This is a genomic window from Marinomonas sp. UCMA 3892 (genome assembly GCF_012726345.1).
Lineage (GTDB): Bacteria > Pseudomonadota > Gammaproteobacteria > Pseudomonadales > Marinomonadaceae > Marinomonas.
This window is the reverse complement of record NZ_PTXN01000007.1, coordinates 228,039-246,241: the sequence shown is the minus strand read 5'-3', so window position 1 is coordinate 246,241 and position 18,203 is coordinate 228,039. Positions and strand designations below refer to the sequence as shown.

At 41.9% G+C, this 18,203-nt stretch carries 17 protein-coding genes; 2 read left to right on the top strand and 15 right to left on the bottom strand.

Features of this window, described 5'->3' with window-relative positions:
* Positions 1 to 168: 168 nt before the first annotated feature.
* Together B6N13_RS11855 and B6N13_RS11850 are read right to left on the bottom strand one after the other, a co-directional pair.
* Positions 169 to 1,125 (bottom strand): PDR/VanB family oxidoreductase, encoded by a 957-nt coding sequence (locus B6N13_RS11855; RefSeq protein ID WP_012069011.1) that lies wholly within the window; start codon positions 1,123 to 1,125, stop codon positions 169 to 171.
* 71 nt (positions 1,126 to 1,196) lie between these two features.
* Positions 1,197 to 2,300 carry an aromatic ring-hydroxylating dioxygenase subunit alpha gene (locus B6N13_RS11850; protein ID WP_012069010.1) on the bottom strand — a complete coding sequence of 368 codons (1,104 nt, stop codon included), beginning with the start codon at positions 2,298 to 2,300 and terminating at the stop codon, positions 1,197 to 1,199.
* Positions 2,301 to 2,523: 223 nt separating this feature from the next.
* On the opposite strand from B6N13_RS11850, the gene B6N13_RS11845 reads away from it, so the two are divergent.
* Positions 2,524 to 3,243: a GntR family transcriptional regulator gene (locus B6N13_RS11845; protein WP_169459456.1), complete on the top strand. Its 720-nt coding sequence runs from the start codon at positions 2,524 to 2,526 to the stop codon at positions 3,241 to 3,243.
* A 16-nt stretch (positions 3,244 to 3,259) separates the two neighbouring features.
* On the opposite strand, the gene B6N13_RS11840 is transcribed toward B6N13_RS11845, so the two are convergent.
* Positions 3,260 to 3,556: a DUF6482 family protein gene (locus B6N13_RS11840; RefSeq protein WP_169459455.1), complete on the bottom strand. Its 297-nt coding sequence runs from the start codon at positions 3,554 to 3,556 to the stop codon at positions 3,260 to 3,262.
* A gap of 128 nt (positions 3,557 to 3,684) precedes the next feature.
* On the opposite strand from B6N13_RS11840, the gene B6N13_RS11835 reads away from it, so the two are divergent.
* Positions 3,685 to 4,365: a hypothetical protein gene (locus B6N13_RS11835; RefSeq protein WP_169459454.1), complete on the top strand. Its 681-nt coding sequence runs from the start codon at positions 3,685 to 3,687 to the stop codon at positions 4,363 to 4,365.
* A gap of 32 nt (positions 4,366 to 4,397) precedes the next feature.
* Here B6N13_RS11835 and B6N13_RS11830 read toward each other — a convergent pair whose 3' ends face one another.
* The 12 genes from B6N13_RS11830 to B6N13_RS11775 all read right to left on the bottom strand — a co-directional run bounded on the left by B6N13_RS11830 (position 4,398) and on the right by B6N13_RS11775 (position 18,196).
* Positions 4,398 to 6,434 carry an FUSC family protein gene (locus tag B6N13_RS11830; RefSeq protein ID WP_348981543.1) on the bottom strand — a complete coding sequence of 679 codons (2,037 nt, stop codon included), beginning with the start codon at positions 6,432 to 6,434 and terminating at the stop codon, positions 4,398 to 4,400.
* Between the two features lie 23 nt (positions 6,435 to 6,457).
* A complete protein-coding gene (locus B6N13_RS11825) occupies positions 6,458 to 7,315 on the bottom strand; it encodes an HlyD family secretion protein (protein WP_012069005.1) in 858 nt (285 codons plus the stop codon).
* Between the two features lie 4 nt (positions 7,316 to 7,319).
* Positions 7,320 to 7,523 (bottom strand): DUF1656 domain-containing protein, encoded by a 204-nt coding sequence (locus tag B6N13_RS11820; RefSeq protein ID WP_169459453.1) that lies wholly within the window; start codon positions 7,521 to 7,523, stop codon positions 7,320 to 7,322.
* A gap of 155 nt (positions 7,524 to 7,678) precedes the next feature.
* Positions 7,679 to 8,986, bottom strand: a complete 1,308-nt coding sequence (gene tilS, locus B6N13_RS11815) for a tRNA lysidine(34) synthetase TilS (protein WP_248280309.1) — start codon at positions 8,984 to 8,986, stop codon at positions 7,679 to 7,681.
* Between the two features lie 84 nt (positions 8,987 to 9,070).
* Entirely contained in the window at positions 9,071 to 10,018 is a 948-nt protein-coding gene (gene accA / locus B6N13_RS11810; RefSeq protein ID WP_012069002.1) for an acetyl-CoA carboxylase carboxyl transferase subunit alpha, read from the bottom strand.
* Positions 10,019 to 10,144: 126 nt separating this feature from the next.
* Positions 10,145 to 13,621: a DNA polymerase III subunit alpha gene (gene dnaE / locus B6N13_RS11805; RefSeq protein WP_169459451.1), complete on the bottom strand. Its 3,477-nt coding sequence runs from the start codon at positions 13,619 to 13,621 to the stop codon at positions 10,145 to 10,147.
* A 4-nt stretch (positions 13,622 to 13,625) separates the two neighbouring features.
* Positions 13,626 to 14,225 carry a ribonuclease HII gene (gene rnhB, locus B6N13_RS11800; protein WP_169459450.1) on the bottom strand — a complete coding sequence of 200 codons (600 nt, stop codon included), beginning with the start codon at positions 14,223 to 14,225 and terminating at the stop codon, positions 13,626 to 13,628.
* Positions 14,225 to 15,382, bottom strand: coding sequence for a lipid-A-disaccharide synthase (lpxB, locus tag B6N13_RS11795; RefSeq protein WP_169459449.1), 1,158 nt, complete (start codon positions 15,380 to 15,382; stop codon positions 14,225 to 14,227). The genes rnhB and lpxB overlap by 1 nt, the downstream gene beginning before the upstream one ends.
* A 64-nt stretch (positions 15,383 to 15,446) precedes the next feature.
* A complete protein-coding gene (lpxA, locus tag B6N13_RS11790) occupies positions 15,447 to 16,223 on the bottom strand; it encodes an acyl-ACP--UDP-N-acetylglucosamine O-acyltransferase (RefSeq protein ID WP_012068998.1) in 777 nt (258 codons plus the stop codon).
* Positions 16,223 to 16,660: a 3-hydroxyacyl-ACP dehydratase FabZ gene (gene fabZ, locus B6N13_RS11785; RefSeq protein ID WP_012068997.1), complete on the bottom strand. Its 438-nt coding sequence runs from the start codon at positions 16,658 to 16,660 to the stop codon at positions 16,223 to 16,225. The genes lpxA and fabZ overlap by 1 nt, the downstream gene beginning before the upstream one ends.
* 6 nt (positions 16,661 to 16,666) lie before the next feature.
* Positions 16,667 to 17,698, bottom strand: a complete 1,032-nt coding sequence (gene lpxD / locus B6N13_RS11780; protein WP_169459448.1) for a UDP-3-O-(3-hydroxymyristoyl)glucosamine N-acyltransferase — start codon at positions 17,696 to 17,698, stop codon at positions 16,667 to 16,669.
* A gap of 3 nt (positions 17,699 to 17,701) precedes the next feature.
* Positions 17,702 to 18,196, bottom strand: a complete 495-nt coding sequence (locus tag B6N13_RS11775; protein WP_012068995.1) for an OmpH family outer membrane protein — start codon at positions 18,194 to 18,196, stop codon at positions 17,702 to 17,704.
* Between the last annotated feature and the right edge of the window lie 7 nt (positions 18,197 to 18,203).

Genomic DNA, 18,203 nt, shown 5'->3' with positions numbered 1-18,203 from the left:
AACCCGCCTTAAAATATAAAAAAATGAGATTTGAAAGCACATAACAATATACCTTCAGGACGGGGGAAAATAATAACATCGGAAGGCATTTCACTCAATGTAAAACACAGTTGTTTTACATTGAGTGAAAGATCTATACCAAGAAAAGCGAGGCCTGTTAAACCAGAGTTATAAGTCTAACTCTAAGACAGGTGTTTTTGAGCGAGAACAGCAAGGCATAACCAACTTACCTTGAGCATGTTCTTTATCCGTTAAAAAGACATCTCGGTGATCAGGCACGCCATCTATAACGCCTGTTTGACAAGTACCACATACGCCAGATTCACAGGATACAGCAAGGAAAATACCGTTCTCATCTAAAGCCTCAAAAATGCTTTGATTGGCTCTAACATCTAAAACCTCACCTGTACTGTGTATCTTAACTTTAAAGGCAGTATTCTCACTTACATTCTCATCTACAGCAGGTGCTGCGAAGAACTCTCGGTGTAATCTGTCTTCAGGCCAACCTAGCATTTTTGCCTGCAACAACACGTAATCAATAAATGAAGCGGGACCACAAATATACAATTCAGAATCGTTCACATGACGAGACAAAACACTCACTACATCCATTTGACTAGAGCCTGCCACTTCACTGTAGTGAAAGTGCATTTTATCAGCAAAAGAAGCATTTTTTAATGCCGATGCAAAAGCGGCTGTTTCTGGAGATCGGGCACAATAATGAAATTCAAAGGATAAACCTTTTTTTTGCAATTGCTGCGCCATTGGCAATATCGGCGTTACACCAATACCACCAGCAATCAAGACACTGTGACGCGCTACATCCATCAAAGGAAAGTGGTTTTTAGGGGCACTAATTGATAATTCGTCGCCTATCTGCAAGCGGTGCACTTCCTCTGAACCACCTCTTGATTGAGGGTCTTTTAACACTGCTATTTCATAATACTGCCCTTCAGATTGCATACGACACAAAGAATATTGTCGAACCAAACCACTAGGCAAATGAACATCAATATGAGCTCCGGGTTCAAAACTTGGCAAATCAGAACCATCCACGGAACCTAAAACCAATCGAACCACACCTAGCGCTTCAGTCACCACATTTCTTACTACTACCTGAATCATCAAGTACTCCTAATTTATTATTCTTATTTGACAAGAGAGCAACTAGAGCAACTCTCTTGTCAGCGCCTTTGTTAGAAAGAAGCGGTTTGAAGCGGCGCATTTGACGACGAGGACGCTTTAGGTTGCTGTTTAGCCGCCTGCTCTTTCGCAATAATTCGGTCAATCACTCTTCTTGATTGAACACCACCTGCGTCAATATCCAGTTTTAACAAATCATAATCTGGAAAGGCCAATAGGTTTTCCTGTTGACGTTCAAGCACTTCTAAATCTTCAGCAAAAATCTTGCCCTGCCCTTCGCGTATTGTATCTGTTAGCTCTTGATCTTCCGGTTTGAAGTTGCGCGCCATCCCCCAGAAATACCAAATCGACGTTTCTGTTTCTGGGGTAATAAAATCCACCACTGTACTGCTGGCTTTTTTATCCGCAGGTGCCTCAAAGCCCCCATGTCCAGCATGAGCAACTCCCACATCAATCATCACATGAGATGGTGGACTAAAACGACAAATTTGCCAACGATCTACTGGTACATCATCTGCCAAACCATTCCCCCTAAGAGCAGATCTCCAAAATGGCGGTGCCATAATGTTTTCCATAAAGCGGCTAGTGATGACCTTATCGCCTTCAACTTTAGTAGAAACAGGAGATTCATCGATTTCTTTCTGACCAATACTACTAGCATGAACATAAGTTTCGTGAGTCAAATCCATCAAGTTATCTACCATCAAACGATAGTCACAATTGATATGATACAAACCTCCACCATAAGCCCACTCAGGATTTACCGCCCACTCCAGATGAGGAATTAAGTCTTTATCGGCTTGAGACTGATCACCAGGCCACACCCAAATAAAACCATAGCGCTCTTCAACCGCATAAGACTTCATACAAGGAAAGCCTTTCACTCGTTGCAAAGGCATTTCTTTGGTCTTGCCGTCCGCCCCCATTTTTAAACCGTGGTAACCACAGACCAAAAGGCCATCTTCTACATAACCCAATGACAAAGCGGCACCACGATGCGGACAGAAATCCAGCACCGCAGCAATTTCGTTATCGTGGGAACGGTAAAAAGCAATGCTTTCACCACAAATTTTACGACCAAGAGGTTTGCTGCCCGCCACCTCTTCAGACATCGCAGCGACATACCACATGTTTTTAGGGAAAGTTTGCTGACTCATAGAAATTCTCCTGCTTTTATTTTTATTTATTGGATCCAATATAGACAAAATAAATCATAAAACAATATAGTTATGCATTAATTGGATCCATTTGATACATAATGAATAATGGCATTCAAGCTAAACAATTGATATGTAAATGTTTCTCTATTGGATCCAATCGTTACTATTTTCCCAGAATTTACGCTATGATATTTTTTCTAAATACACAGAGGCAGGATCAATGAACAAACCCGGACAACAAGTAATCAGTCGACTACGACAAATGATTTTGTCTGGTGAGTTAGAAGCTGGGCAACGCCTTGCAGAGATCCCTACAGCAGAGCAACTTGGTGTTTCACGAACTCCAGTACGCATTGCTTTTCGAACCTTAGAACAGGAAGGCTTACTAACTAAATTATCCGGACGTGGCTACATTGTTCGTCAAGTGACGCAGGCAGAAATTAGCGGCGCTATTGAAGTACGAGGAGTACTTGAGGGGTTGGCAGCAAGACAGGCGGCGGAAAATACACTATCGAAAGCCCAGATCAATGAATTGCTACAACTATTAAAACAAGGTGATGAATTGTTTGCGAAAGGCAACATCAATGAACAAGACCTCGCCATATACCACGACATGAACCAGCGTTTTCATCAAATTATTATAGAAGCCAGTTTAAATCCAGCCATAGCAGAAGCATTAAGTCGTAATGAACATCTGCCTTTTGCATCGGTGAGTGCCCTAGCATTTGATCGTAATAATCTAGCACAGGAGTATCGCCGTTTTAATTTTGCCCATATGCAGCACCATGCGGTATTTGATGCCATCAGCCATGGGCAGGGAAGCCGAGCTGAAGCTATCATGCGTGAACATGCCAATGTCACACACAGCTATGCGAAAGTATTTTCCCAAATGGAAGAAAACGGCGAAAGAATGCACGTATTAAAAAATACAGGCAGCTGAGGCAACACCAAACCTTCTAAGACAAATCCGTATTACCAAGCGGTACTTCTAAGAAATTTCCCATACCTACTGGCTGGCCAACCATTTCGTCATAGGCACTTTGATGACACAGCACCATTGCGCCAACCGTCTTATCCTTAAATAAAGCCTGTAAATCCAGCTTGTTATGACTTGTTAAAAAACGCCCATGTTCCGTTTGGACATAATCTTCTTCATCCCCAATTACCACGGACAACTGATACAAATTTAATTCAAGAGAATGCAGCTTTACTTTATCGATATGAGAGATTTTTTTTAGTTCTTTTAATAACATGACGCAACTCCTTCTTAGGGTTTCATTAGATACGCGCCCCAGATAACTCACAGTTCACTTAAAAATGTAAATTCCTGTAATTACTTCATGCTAGAGTATGCGGATAAACAATAAGAACAGGAAACACCATGACCACCCTTGATATCAATCGTAGCTATGAGCAATCTAGAGATGTAAAAGCCGCACTAGAAAAAATCCAAGCTTGCCTGACCAAATCGAGCCGAACACTTATTGGCTTAACAGGTGGTCCTGGCTCAGGCAAGAGCACTCTTGCGGCATACTTGATTGAATATTTTTCAAAGCAAAAAAACACGCAAGTGATTTGCCTTTCAATGGATGGCTTTCATCTATCCAAAGCTCAACTTCATGCTTTACCAAACTCTGATGAAGCCTTCGCAAGACGTGGTGCCCCTTGGACATTTGATAGTGCAGGTTTTATCGAACGAGTTAAGAGAATTAAACAAAGCTATCAACTAGAAGATATTTTATGGCCAAGTTTTGACCATGCATTGGGCGACCCAATAGAAAACGACGTATCAATTAATAAAGCCACTAAAGTCGTATTGATTGAAGGTTTGTATCTGTTACATCAAAACGATGGCTGGCGAGAATCGAAAGCATTATTTGACGAACACTGGTTTTTGGATGTTCCAGTAAAAATCGCGATTGAACGATTAGCAAACCGCCATATGCAAGCATGGAACTTCAGTCATCAACAAGCCATGGAAAGAATTAATCAAAGTGATGGATTAAACGCAGATTTGGTTGCTAATTACAAAGATCACGCTAATTGGTTATTAAGAGTCTAAATCGACACCTAGACTCTTAATACAAAGATAGACTAGCGCTGGGCAGCAATGGCCTCGGCACTTCTTTCAAACGACATATTGATACGAAGAAACATCCCCTGAATGGCTTCAACCTGATTAGAATCTCCTACAAAAGTAATCAGCTCGTCATATAAAGACTTACAGGCTTTTTCAAAGCCATCATCACAGCGACCTTTACTTGCCAATAAAAAAGCATTGGCCAAAGAAGTTTGCCAACCTTCCAGTGAATTCAGCTGCTGCTTGCCTGCCAAGCTTTCACAGATCGAACGCAGCCGAATAGAAACATGGCCAAGATTTAAAGCAGTTAATGCTAAATCTGTAATTGCACGCGATTTAGAACCTTGGTCATAATTTGTCAGGCGCAACAATCTATCGGCCATACGGCGGTTATACCAAGCTGTTGGACTGGTGTGCTGATTAATCTCCAATAAGTCTTGATAGGTCGTTTTAAAAATACGATGAACTAGCAACTGAACACTTGGTCCCGTAATTAAATGAAACACCCAAAACAAAATACACACGCCTGCAAAAATTGCCATGGCAGAACTTATTGTATAATCGATAGAAAAAGCTCGGCTCATGTCCCTACTTGGGCTAACCAAAATGGAAAAAGGAATACAAAAACCCAAACCATAAGGCAGAGTTTGCCTGTCCGATAGAAGCAATAAACCAATGAAATATGGAGCGGCTAATACAAGTAATAGAAGCTCTAATTGCCCTGAGCTCTGTGATAATAAATTAAGCGCGTAAAAAACCGCCACAAGAACCGCTACAACAACACCAATCAGTAACCTTTTTAGAACAACCTTTAGAACCATCAATGGCAATCGAGCCAACATAATCGAAAAAATGACCGGCAAAATCATAATCATCAAGGCAGCAGTTGAGCCAGTTCCAACCCAGATACAGGCACCTATTAAAAACACCACACAGGTTCGCAAACCTACAATAAAGCCCGCTAACGGGTCTCGGTAAGTCAACATGCTAGGCGCGTTCAGTAAGGTACTATCACGTTCTTCCAAGGCGCGATAAGCCCGTAATAAAACCGTTAGCTCAGACGTAATCTCAGCCCCAACATTCAACATATGCAACTCAAATGGCGTCTCTGACTGATTATTCGCCCGATACTCAGCAAGATCTCGACGCAATACTTTTACCTGATCCAAGCAATACTCAAAATCGCGGGACTCTGCAATACGTCCAAATGCCTCACGGAGTTGATCCAGTAATTGTGCCAAAGCAGGCGTAATCAATTCAGCATGGCGACGCTGCAAACGGCCAAATATTTGCACCAAAGCAAGCAAAGATAACACTTTCTGAGCCAATTGATTCGCAGCTCGCGTTCGTCCCGGTCCTTTGGGACCTTCATAACTGGCAGCACTAGAATCTTCACTCACCATACCTAATGTCGCCATAATGCCATCAATTTGCTTATGGCGGTTTTCATGAGTTCCCGTCCGATCTAACTCGGTAACAAGATACTGCAACGTTTGATTAATCACCGATCTGGCCTGCATTTGCAGACTGTCTTTGACTTTAACTGGCCAGAACATATGACTAACTACACCAGCACATATGGAGCCGATGACAATCTCGCTCACACGAGCTTGAGCAATACTGAAGACTGCTTGGCTATCAGCAGTAGTTGGGCTTGCCATAACCATCAAAACAATGATTTCAGAAGTGACCGCCGCCATGGCAAATGCATAGACGAAATTTGCTTGTCGCACCAGAGCGGATAAGGCGGAATTCAAACCCAGCCATAACGCCAAGACACCCAAAGCCAGATAGGGATACGGCATCAACTGAGTTAATAATAAAATGCCAAATAAGCCGCCTATAATAGTGCCGACAATTTGGCAAATGGCTTTTTCAACGACTAAACCACTTTCAGGACGCATTTGCAAAAAGACAGCGGAAACCAACGCCCAATAAGGCCGATCGAGATTCAAAGAGAGAGCAATCGTCAGCGCCATCGCCATTGCAATAACGCCTTTGAGCGCAAAAATAACCGCCTGTTTTTCTGGCAAAAACAGATTTCTAAGCACTAATCCCAAAACGACTCTCCCTACTACTGAGTAAGATGAATAGTAGCCGTCATCCCAGCACTTAGTTGCCTTTCAGCATTTAACGAATCTAGCTTGATATCCACCGGAATTCGCTGTGATAAGCGCACCCAATTAAAGGTTTGCTGAACCTGCGGCAAAAGCTGCCCATTACTCTGAGTATTGGTATTTGCTATAGCTTTACCAATACTCACCACCTGACCAGTAAGTGGCTTGCCACCACTTAACAAGGTGATTTTAGCTTGTTGGTTTAAATGGATGAGTGGGATTTTGGTTTCTTCGAAGTAAGCTGTCACGTAAAAAGAATCCGACTGCACAATGGCAAAAACTGGCGAACCTTGCCCAACATAATTACCCTGACGTAAATTTAAATTAATAATATGACCAGACACCGGTGCATACACTTTGGTACGATCAAAATTAAGCTGTGCCGCTTCCTGTTGAGCGACCGCCAAATCATAATTTGCTTTGGCGATTTCTGTGCTGATGCGTGACGCCTCTAAATCTTCTGCACTGATGGCTTTTTGACTTAACAATGCAGTCCGGCGCTCGTATTTATGTTTTGCCAATTGCCATGAATAAAGGGCATTTTCCGTATTTGCTTTGCTCTGATTTAGCGCTGCCTGATATCGCTTTTGATCAACACTAAATAATAGATCACCCTTTTTAACCGCTTGATCATTAGTAATATTCAGCTCATTTACCCACCCAGATACATCAGGCGCTACAGTGACGATATCCGCTCGAATACGACCATCACGAGTCCAAGGAGAATGCATATAATCATTCCACACCCAGCGACCAGCAAAAATCGCAGCAATAACAACGAGCACAGTTAAAAGTATACGTAGATATTTTGCCATTGATTTATCTTCCACCTAATAAATATACGGTTAATGCTAAGTAACAAACAAACAGCGACACTTCAAACCAAGCTACACGCCAAATTCGATCATGCCAATCTAAACGATGTAGAACATAACGAGTTAGGGCAGCCAACAAAAAAGCAATCGGAAAATAAACGACCAGAGGGCTAAATTCCAAACCACCAAAAACAACCATATTAAGCATTATAAAAACCCTGTCGTTCAAATATTAGGCATGAATTTGAATGCAAAAAACGAATCATATATTAAGAATAGAATTTTATCTCAAGAACACAAACTAAATGTGTAACTAACAGCCAAATAAAAACACAATAATAACAACAAGCTACACCTGCAATATCAGCTACGTAGCAAGGGAAGCTTTGAGCTTGGTTGCCACTTAACAGTAAGAAAGGAGTAATCTGGATGCTGCCAAAGGTTACCAATTGCAACCAATGTATCACCTAAATATATATACGGAAGATGATCACGCCACCAGCTTGGTATAGCTTCATCATTAAGCCATTTTTTCAATTTACGGGTTTTACCATTCGACATAATCAAGCTTTCGCCCAGAGGACGTGCTCTCAGCTCACATGCATCACTCCCTTTGACTGTAATACAATCAAAAGAACGAAAGATTGTTACGTCATCTACCAATACAGCAAATTTAACCACGTCATCTGGAGGAAGCAGATACGCGCTATTTTGATGTCGCATAATTCGCCCATTAGCAAATTCGAATTCTGGCTGCTTATCCTCTGCACCTGAAAACATGACTTCAACACTTTCAAGCTGAGACTGGGTAAGTGAAACATTCTTAGTTTGTAAAAAATGACGCCACCAAAAAAGCCGCTCATTAAGAGGTTTATCAAGAATATTAGATAACTCCAAACCACCAAATGGGTTACACCATACGGACAACTGCTGCTGAGCAAATTGCGAAAGCATGGCGTAATCAGTAGCTATGCGGTCCGCAGAAGAAACCATATTCAGCTCCATTCGAGGAAAGCGCTCTTTCAAAGCCGGTACAATACGGCGGCGAAGAAAATTTCTAGTGAAGCGCTCGTCAAAATTCGACTCGTCATGAATCCAGTCAAGTTTATGCTGGATCGCATAACCTTCGATGTCTTGTTTTGACACGGACAATAAAGGACGAATTAGGCGAGCTTTGCCGTTAGCAAGCCACCTCTCATTTGGCATTCCAGAAAGCCCTTTACCCCCCGTTCCGCGCAACAAGCGAAATAACAGGGTTTCAGCTTGGTCGCCAGCATGATGGGCAAGCAAAATCACATCACCCTCCCCCATATTAGCTTGAAAGGCCTGATAACGTGCATTCCGAGCGGCATCTTCTATAGAAGCTTGGCTTTCTAATTGAACTTTTTCTGCCTTAAAAGTAACGCCAAGGTTATTGCAAATTGTCTCACAATGAAGAAGCCAATCATCGGCATTAGCACTTAAGCCATGATGAACATGAAGAACTAAAAGTTTTTGTTTTTGCGCCAAGGTAATTTGATTCACTAAAGCATGCAGTAAAACATGCGAGTCAACTCCACCACTAAAACCAACCCACACTTTTTCAGTGCTAGAGAAAATAGACTCTACCCAATCAGAGTTGAATCTTAACGGCACTAAAGAAGTTAATGGTTTAAATTTTAACGGTTTCATCATGCACTCTTAAAACAAAGCACCTAAGTTGCTAAAAACAAAAAAGCCCCCTAAATATAGGAGGCTTTTTAAGAAAACTAAAAATTATAGGCCGTAAGACATTAAACGGTTGTAACGACGAGCCAATAGCTCTTCTGTCGTCAAGGCTTCCATACGATCCAGTGCTGCAAGAACATTTTTCTTCAAGCTCTGAGCCATTTCTTCATGAGAAATATGTGCACCACCAAGGGGCTCTTGAATAATAGTGTCAACAAAGCCTAGCTCTTGAAGACGCTGAGCTGTAATGCCCATGGCTTTCGCTGCATCAGAAGCACGATCTGCACTCTTCCAAAGAATAGATGCACAACCTTCAGGTGAAATAACAGAATATGTGCCGTATTGCAGCATCATTAGTTCATCGCAAACACCGATAGCCAACGCACCACCAGAACCACCTTCACCAATTACGGTAGAAATAATTGGTGTTTTTAGACGAGACATAACCGCCAAGTTAAAGGCAATCGCTTCACTTTGACCGCGCTCTTCTGCACCAATACCAGGATATGCTCCAGGTGTGTCAATTAGAGTAACAATAGGCATGTTAAAACGCTCTGCCGTTTCCATAAGACGTAACGCCTTACGGTAACCTTCGGGACGAGGCATTCCAAAGTTACGAAGTACTTTTTCTTTTACTTCACGGCCTTTTTGATGACCAATAACCATGACTGGACGTCCGTCTAATCGAGCAATACCGCCTACAATGGCACGATCATCAGCATAATGACGGTCGCCATGCATTTCTTCAAAATCAGTAAAAACGTGCTTAATATAATCAAGAGTATATGGGCGCTTTGGGTGACGCGCTAATTGAGAAACTTCCCATGCCCCTAAATTACTAAATAGACTCTTGGTTAACGCTATTTTTTTATCTTCAAGACGACTGATTTCATCGCTTATGTTGAGTTCATTATCGTTACCGACTAAACGCAACTCTTCAATTTTCTGTTCGAGCTCAGCAATCGGCTGCTCAAATGGGAGATAATCTAAATTCATGGTTTAATTACACTACTGTTTGGTTGCCATCAAATACAAGGACAAAAGGCGGCTAGCCGTTTGCTCTATAGCTCTATTAAGCGTATTTCTACGCTGCACTCCATTGCAAAAACTATTTAAATGAGTCTAAGTATACACTAACTGAACATTTTGTTTACCGTATTGTTTCTGAAGTTGGTGAATTAATTCGTCATCCGGACGAACCTTCCAACCTGATCCTAAACGGATATCACCACATGCTTGCGGTGTATCAAAACCTATTACCACATCGCAGCCATCGCCGCGATAGGATTCCATATAGTTTGCCAGTGTCTGTATTTCTGTTGGTGTTACTGTCTCTGACGTCCACGTAATTCGCAACGCTTCTACATAACGAATCCGAGCTTGAGCAATATCAAGAATATTTCTTGCTATAACTTTTTGTCCGCCACGAAATTCATCAACAGTAATTTCACCCTCAACTATTACCACTTCATCTTTGACAATAACGTCTTTAAAAGTGTCATAGTTATCAGGAAATACCGTCACCTCAATTCGAGCAGAACGGTCATCTAGTGTGACAAAGGCGATGTTACCACCTTTTTTACTCTTGGTAATACGTAAGTCAACGATCAAACCCGCCATGACCTGCGTATCACCACGTTTTGGTTGTAAATCCACAATTTTTGAACGAACAAAGCGACGAATCTCTTTTTCATATTCATCTATTGGATGACCTGTCACATACAAGCCAAGCGTATCTTTTTCGCCGTCAAGGCGCTGACGCGGTGGCCATTCATGTTGAATTCCAATCTCTCGATACGCGTCCTCTGTGTTCTCTTCTACCGTGATACCAAACAAATCCATCATGCCGGCATCTTGGTTTTTCGCATCTTGAACCGCTCGTTTCAATGCCTCATCAATACAAGCAAATAACGTAGCACGATTCGGGCCTATAGTGTCAAACGCTCCGGAACGAACCAAAGCCTCCATAACACGTTTGTTAACTTTACGTCCAACTCGTTGGCAAAAATCAAAAATATGCTCGAAAGGACCTTCTTTGCGAGCTTCTACAATGGCTTCAATCGGACCTTCACCCACCCCTTTAATCGCCCCAAGCCCATAGACTATGGCGCCCTTTGGATTAACAGTAAATTTGAAAACTGACTCATTGACGTTAGGTAACTCTAACGCTAACTTCATTGAACGGCACTCTTCAATGAAGATAACGATCTTATCCGTATTCTGCATATCAGCAGACAATACAGCAGCCATGAAAGGCGCTGGGTAATGATTCTTCAACCAAGCAGTTTGATAAGAAACAAGAGCATAAGCTGCGGAGTGGGATTTGTTAAAACCGTATCCCGCAAACTTTTCCATCAAATCAAATATGTTGCCTGATAAGTCTTTATCAATATTGTTTTTAAGCGCGCCTTCCATAAAGATCAAACGCTGCTCAGCCATAACCTCAGGCTTCTTTTTACCCATGGCACGACGTAACAAGTCGGCACCACCGAGTGAAAATTTAGCCAACACCTGAGCAATCTGCATTACTTGCTCTTGATACAAGATGATGCCGTAAGTTGGTTCCAATACTGGAATCAAATCTTGATGCTGATAATCAGGGTGAGGGAAAGCCAGTTCTGCGCGACCGTGCTTACGGTTAATAAAGTCATCCACCATGCCTGAACCCAATGGCCCTGGACGATATAAAGCCACCAAGGCGATAATATCCTCAAAGCGCGAAGGCAAAAGCTTTTTAATCAACTCTTTCATACCACGTGACTCCAGCTGGAATACCGCGGTGGTTTCGGCTCGTTTCAACAAGTCATAAGTTGATCTATCTTCAAGATCAATCAAAGAAATATCGAGCGGGGGCTTACCTTCCAACTCATTTATGGCATCAATGTTTTTAACGGCCCAATCTACAACCGTCAGCGTTTTCAAGCCTAAGAAGTCGAATTTAACCAAACCAGCTTCTTCAACATCGTTTTTATCGTATTGGGTAACCAGACCAGAGCCATCTTCTTCACAATACAATGGCGCGAAGTCGATCAATTTGGTTGGCGCGATTACAACACCACCAGCGTGCTTACCAAAGTTACGTACCACGCCTTCTAAAGATATCGCCATTTCCATAACTTCGGCTGCGTCTTCATCGCCCGCTAAAAATTCCGGTAATGCTGGTTCTTCTTCCAAGGCTTTTTTAAGCGTCATACCGATTTCAAAAGGTATCAACTTAGATAGCTTATCCCCCAGACTATAAGGCTTACCTTGCACCCTAGCCACATCTCGAACCACAGCTTTTGCTGCCATTGCACCGAAAGTGATGATCTGAGATACAGCATCACGTCCATAGGTACGCGACACATAATCGATTACTCGATCACGGTTATCCATACAGAAATCAATATCAAAGTCGGGCATGGATACCCGCTCTGGATTCAAAAATCGCTCGAAAAGTAAATCGTATTCAAGAGGATCAAGATCAGTGATTTTTAGAGCATAAGCGACCAAAGAACCAGCACCGGAACCACGCCCCGGACCAACTGGAATATCGTTATCTTTTGCCCATTGAATAAAGTCCATTACGATCAAGAAATAACCAGGAAAACCCATTTGGTTAATAATAGTTAATTCAAAATCCAAACGATCCCAATATTCCTGACGGCGCTTTTCGATACGTTCGCCATATTTTTTGGTGAGAAAATTAAAACGCTCTATCAAACCATCATATGATAGCTTGCTAAAGAACTCCTCCATCGTCATGCCTTCAGGCACTGGATAGTCAGGCAAAAAGTACTCACCCAACAGAACATCAACACTACAACGCTTAGCAATCTCTACGGTATTTTCTAAAGCTTCAGGTATATCTTGAAAAAGCTCCGCCATTTCTTCAGGCGTTTTAAAGTATTGCTCTTCGGAATAACGACGCTTGCGACGCGGGTCATCTAAAGTCACACCATCATGAATACAAACTCGCGCCTCGTGGGCTTCAAAGTTCTCACGCTTTAGAAAACGTACATCATTGGTTGCCACAACAGGACAATCTAGCTCGCCAGCCAAAGGTACTACGGCATGAATATAGCTTTCTTCTCCGGGTCGGCTGGTTCGTTGCAACTCGACATAAAAGCGATTGGGAAATATTGACATCCAATGCGCTAATCGATTTTTAGCTTGCTCGTGTCGACCTTTTTGCAGTAGGTAACCGATATCACCAAAACCTGCGCCAGATAAAGCGATGACATCCTCACTATGCGTTTCTATCCACTCTCGCTGAATGATAGGACGACCTTCTACCTGACCTAGCTGGTAACCCTTCGAAATGATGGCAATTATGTTTTTATAGCCCTTATTCGACATGGCTAATAAGGTAAAGCGGTAACGAGAATCCACATCATCGTCTTCGGCAACGACAACATCCGCACCACAAATAGGCTTAATACCTTTTTCCATAGCGCCTTTGTAAAAGCGTACAAAACCACATAGGTTATTTTCGTCCGTAATAGCAACGGCTGGCATAGACATAAACTCGGTAGTGCCAAGCAAGCCTTTGATTTTTACCAAGCCATCTACCAAAGAAAACTCAGTATGGACTCGTAGATGTATAAATGATGTGGACAAAATATTATCCCTCTAAAATCTTCTTAACTGGACCAAAACTGCGTCTATGAATCGGTGTGATCCCATGCAAACGAATCGCTTCTAGATGCAGGGCAGTAGGATAACCTTTATGTTTTTCAAAACCGTATTCAGGATAAATCTGTGCGACTTGAACAATATCTCTATCACGTGTGACTTTCGCCAAAATAGAGGCAGCAGAAATAGCGGCATGTCGAGCATCGCCTTTAACCACAGCTTCTGCAGAACAAGGTAAATTAGGCGGAATACGATTACCGTCAACCAACACATGTTCAGGCTCTATAGAAAGTAAAGCAACGGCACGGGACATTGCCAACATACTGGCATGAAGAATATTTAACTCGTCAATTTCTTCTATTGTTGCTCTAGCAATACCATAAGCTAAAGCTTTTTCTTGGATTTCAACAAATAAAGCTTCGCGTTTTTTTTCACTTAATTTTTTGGAATCTGCCAATCCAGCAATGGGTTGTGCCGGATCTAAAATCACTGCTGCAGCAACAACTTCACCCGCTAGCGGCCCTCTTCCAGCCTCATCAGTCCCGGCCAGCAAATCTCCAAAATATATCCGACTAACAAATGGTTCCATTATTTACCTTTTCCTTCAAGCATACTAACAATAGCTTGGGCTGCCTGAGCACCGGCATTTTTGCGCAACATAGTATGCAAATTTAGATACTTAGCCTGAATGGTTTTGTCGGTCATAAAAGACCGCCAAGTTTGTAACAATCGTGTCGCCAAATTATCTGGTGTCGCATCATCCTGAAGAAGCTCAGGTACTAACGCTTCATTAGCCAACAAATTAGGTAAAGAAACATAAGGAACTTTAACCATTCTAGACATAATGGCGAAAGTGAGTTTATTTACCCGATAAGATACAACCATTGGTCGTTTTACTAGCATAGCTTCCAATGCGGCGGTGCCAGAGGCTAATAAAATAGCATCAGAAGCTGCCATGACAGTACGAGACTGCCCATCAATCAATATCGCTTCGGCATTGGCTTCATGCAATATTACTTCTATTTGATTCCTACGCTCTTTATTGGATGCAGGAATCAAAAAGATAGCAGATGGCTCTTTCTGCTTAATCAGCTTAATAGTTTCAATAAAAAGCGGTGCCAAACGAGACACTTCACCTTCGCGAGAGCCTGGTAAAATACCAAAAACCGGACCATTAATAGGCCCCAGATTAAGCTTTTCTCTGGCAATAGTGACATCACTTTCAAGAGGTATATCATCCGCTAACGTATGCCCAACACAAACTACCGGGATATTGTGCTCATGATAAATAGGCAATTCAAACGGAAAAAGTGCCAACATAAGGTCGATGGATTTTTTAATATTAAAAATCCGCTTTTGACGCCATGCCCAAACTGACGGACTAACATAGTGAACTGTCGGTATGCCTGCTTGTTTTAACTTTTTTGCAAGCGGCATATTAAAATCAGGTGAATCGATACCAATAAAAGCAGTAGGGGGATTATTTAAGCAAGACTGATATAGGCGCTTACGAATACCCAAAAGCTCTCTGAGCCGTCCTAAAACTTCAACCAAGCCCATAACAGACAATCGGTCCATTGGCACAACACTCTTGAAACCTTGCGCCTCCATTAATGGACCACCAATCCCTTCAAAAATCGCTTCGGGTTGTAACATCTTTAGGTGAGCAATCAAATTTGCGCCCAGAATATCACCCGAAGCTTCACCAGCTACCAACACATAGCGTGTCGCAGACGTTACTTGCATTTATACAACCTCTAATAATAAAAAACCCCGAAATAGTCCGGGGTTTTCTTTTAAAACATGGTGCCTATCGGACAATTCCACGTTTTGACTGCCGAATGGATAATACGTACTCTGTCACCTCAGGGATATGAAATAAATCCCCTTGCTCAAGTTCCTGTAAAGCCGCTTCTAATGCTAAACCTTTCAGATATACCGTTTTGTAGGCTGTACGTAGTGCTCGGATAATATCGGCTGGGACACCACGACGACGCATACCTTCAAAATTCATACCATGAGCTTTGGCAGGGCTACCGGAAACCATAACGTACCTAGGCACATCTTTAGAAACCATAGACCCCATACCACACATACTATATGAGTTAACCTGACAGAATTGATGAATCCCTGTGTAGCCACCAAGAATAACATTATTACCAACTTTCACATGGCCTGCTAAAGCTGCAAAGTTTGCCATAATATTATTATCACCAACTATACAGTCATGACCAACATGCGTACTCGCCATAAATAAATTATGGTTTCCGATAATAGTTATGCCGTTATCCTGAACCGTACCGCGATGAATCGTAGCATTTTCACGAATAACATTACTGTCACCAATCACAAGCTGCGTTGGTTCACCCTTATACTTTTTGTCTTGGTTCGCTTCTCCAACAGAAGCAAACTGATAAATTTCATTATTAGACCCAATAGTTGTATGACCATTAATCACAACATGGGATTTAATAATACTACCAGCACCAATTTTTACATTCGGTCCGATCACACAAAAAGGACCAATTTCCACACTGGAGTCAATCTCTGCTTTCGAATCGATCAAAGTAGTTGGATGTATCGCCACTATATTTTCCTGTCTGCACACATAATAGTTGCAGAGCAAGCTAACTGACCGTCAACTGTAGCTCTACATTCGAACTTCCAAATACCTCGTTTTTCAGCAATAATTTTTGCTTCCAACTGCAAACGATCACCAGGTACAACTGGTCGTTTAAAACGCGCATTATCAGCACCGACAAAATAATAGATAGAACCATCTTCAGGTTTTTTATCCATTGACTTGAAGCCCAATACACCTGCTGCCTGAGCCATAGCCTCGATAATCAAAACCCCCGGCATTACTGGATGGTTAGGAAAGTGGCCATTGAAAAAAGGCTCATTAATCGTCACATTCTTATAGGCAATAATGGAATCGTTCAGATTTATCTCAACAATACGATCTACTAGTAAAAACGGATACCTATGAGGTAAATACTGACGAATTTCATTTACGTCCATCATTAAACTTCAACCTTTGTCTGAAAGCTTTTTAATTTGTTGTCCCAGTGATGAGATCTGTTTTGCCATTTCATCAATTCTTCTAATTCGAGCTGCTGTTCTACGCCATTTACCTGTAGGCTCCATCCCCATCCCTGAAGAGTATGACCCAGCTTCATCAATGGATTTGGTAATCATAGTCATTCCTGTAATATGGGTGTGATCAACTATCGAAAGATGACCTGCAATTCCCGCCCCACCTGATATAGTACAGGAAGCACCTATTTTCACACTCCCAGCAATCCCAACGCATCCTGCGATGGCAGTATTATCGCCAATTACGACGTTATGAGCAATTTGAACTTGATTATCTATCTTAACACCGTTGCCTATTTGTGTATTTTCTATAGCGCCACGATCAATTGTTGAATTCGCCCCTATTTCAACATTATTTCCAATAATAACAGAGCCTAATTGATCTATTTTTTCCCAAAAACCGTCATTCGGTGCAAAGCCGAATCCATCAGCCCCAATCACAGTACCGCTATGGATAATGCACGCCTCACCAACCTCTACATCGTGATAAAGAGTAACATTAGAATATATGCGAGAACCTTTACTAATCTTAACACCCCGACTAAGAACACTGCCTGCACCAATAACACAGTCCTCAGCAATCAAGACATCATCATCAATAACGGCATTAGGACCCACCACGACATTTTCTGCTATCGTTGCTTTAGGTGACACTACAGCACTTTGGTGAATACCTGACCAAGAATGTGTTGTAGGTACAAAAAGATGTGATATCTGAGCAAATGCCAAATAAGGGTTTGAAACAACAATGGCATTATCTACCAATTGAGCCAATTCATCTGTCTTTACAAGGACAGCTCCTGCTGATGTTGTTCCAAGTAAACTTTGATACTTAGAATTAGCCAGAAAGCTCAATTCTTTTGAGGTCGCATTTTCAAGCGATCCTAATTTATCTATAACTAGATCAGCATCACCTTTTACCACACCCTGCACCTTGGCTGCTAATTGCCCTAGCGTATAACTCATAGATTAATTATCCTTATTAATACGTTTTACTAGCTCATCTGTAATATCTGCATCTGCGTTCGCATACAGACTTAACTGTCTATTAAGTACCAATTCCAGCTTACGCTCTTCAATCAAAGACTTCAGAGCAGCCTCCCCCTTAGGTGTCAAAGATTGTATTAGTTGTTGCTCTAACGCCTTGGCCTGCTGCTGCATATTTGCAGCCATTGCTCGCACTTGATTCTGATGCTCAGCCAATTGTTGACGGCGCTTTTTAAACTCATCTTCGGACAGCGTTAATTCATCACGTTTCAAATCTTTTGCTGATGCTTCGAGTTTTTCCTGCTCTTTTTTTAAACGGGCATCCATTTCAGCCACTTTTTGCTTTGGCTCCTTAGCAGCTTCTTGACCTATATTGCTTTGTAAAAGTGCCGATCTAAAATCAACAACAGCGACTTCAGTTGCTTGTACGCTATTAATGAAGCATAGAGTGAAAATTGCAATTATGAGTTTTTTCATTTTCAAA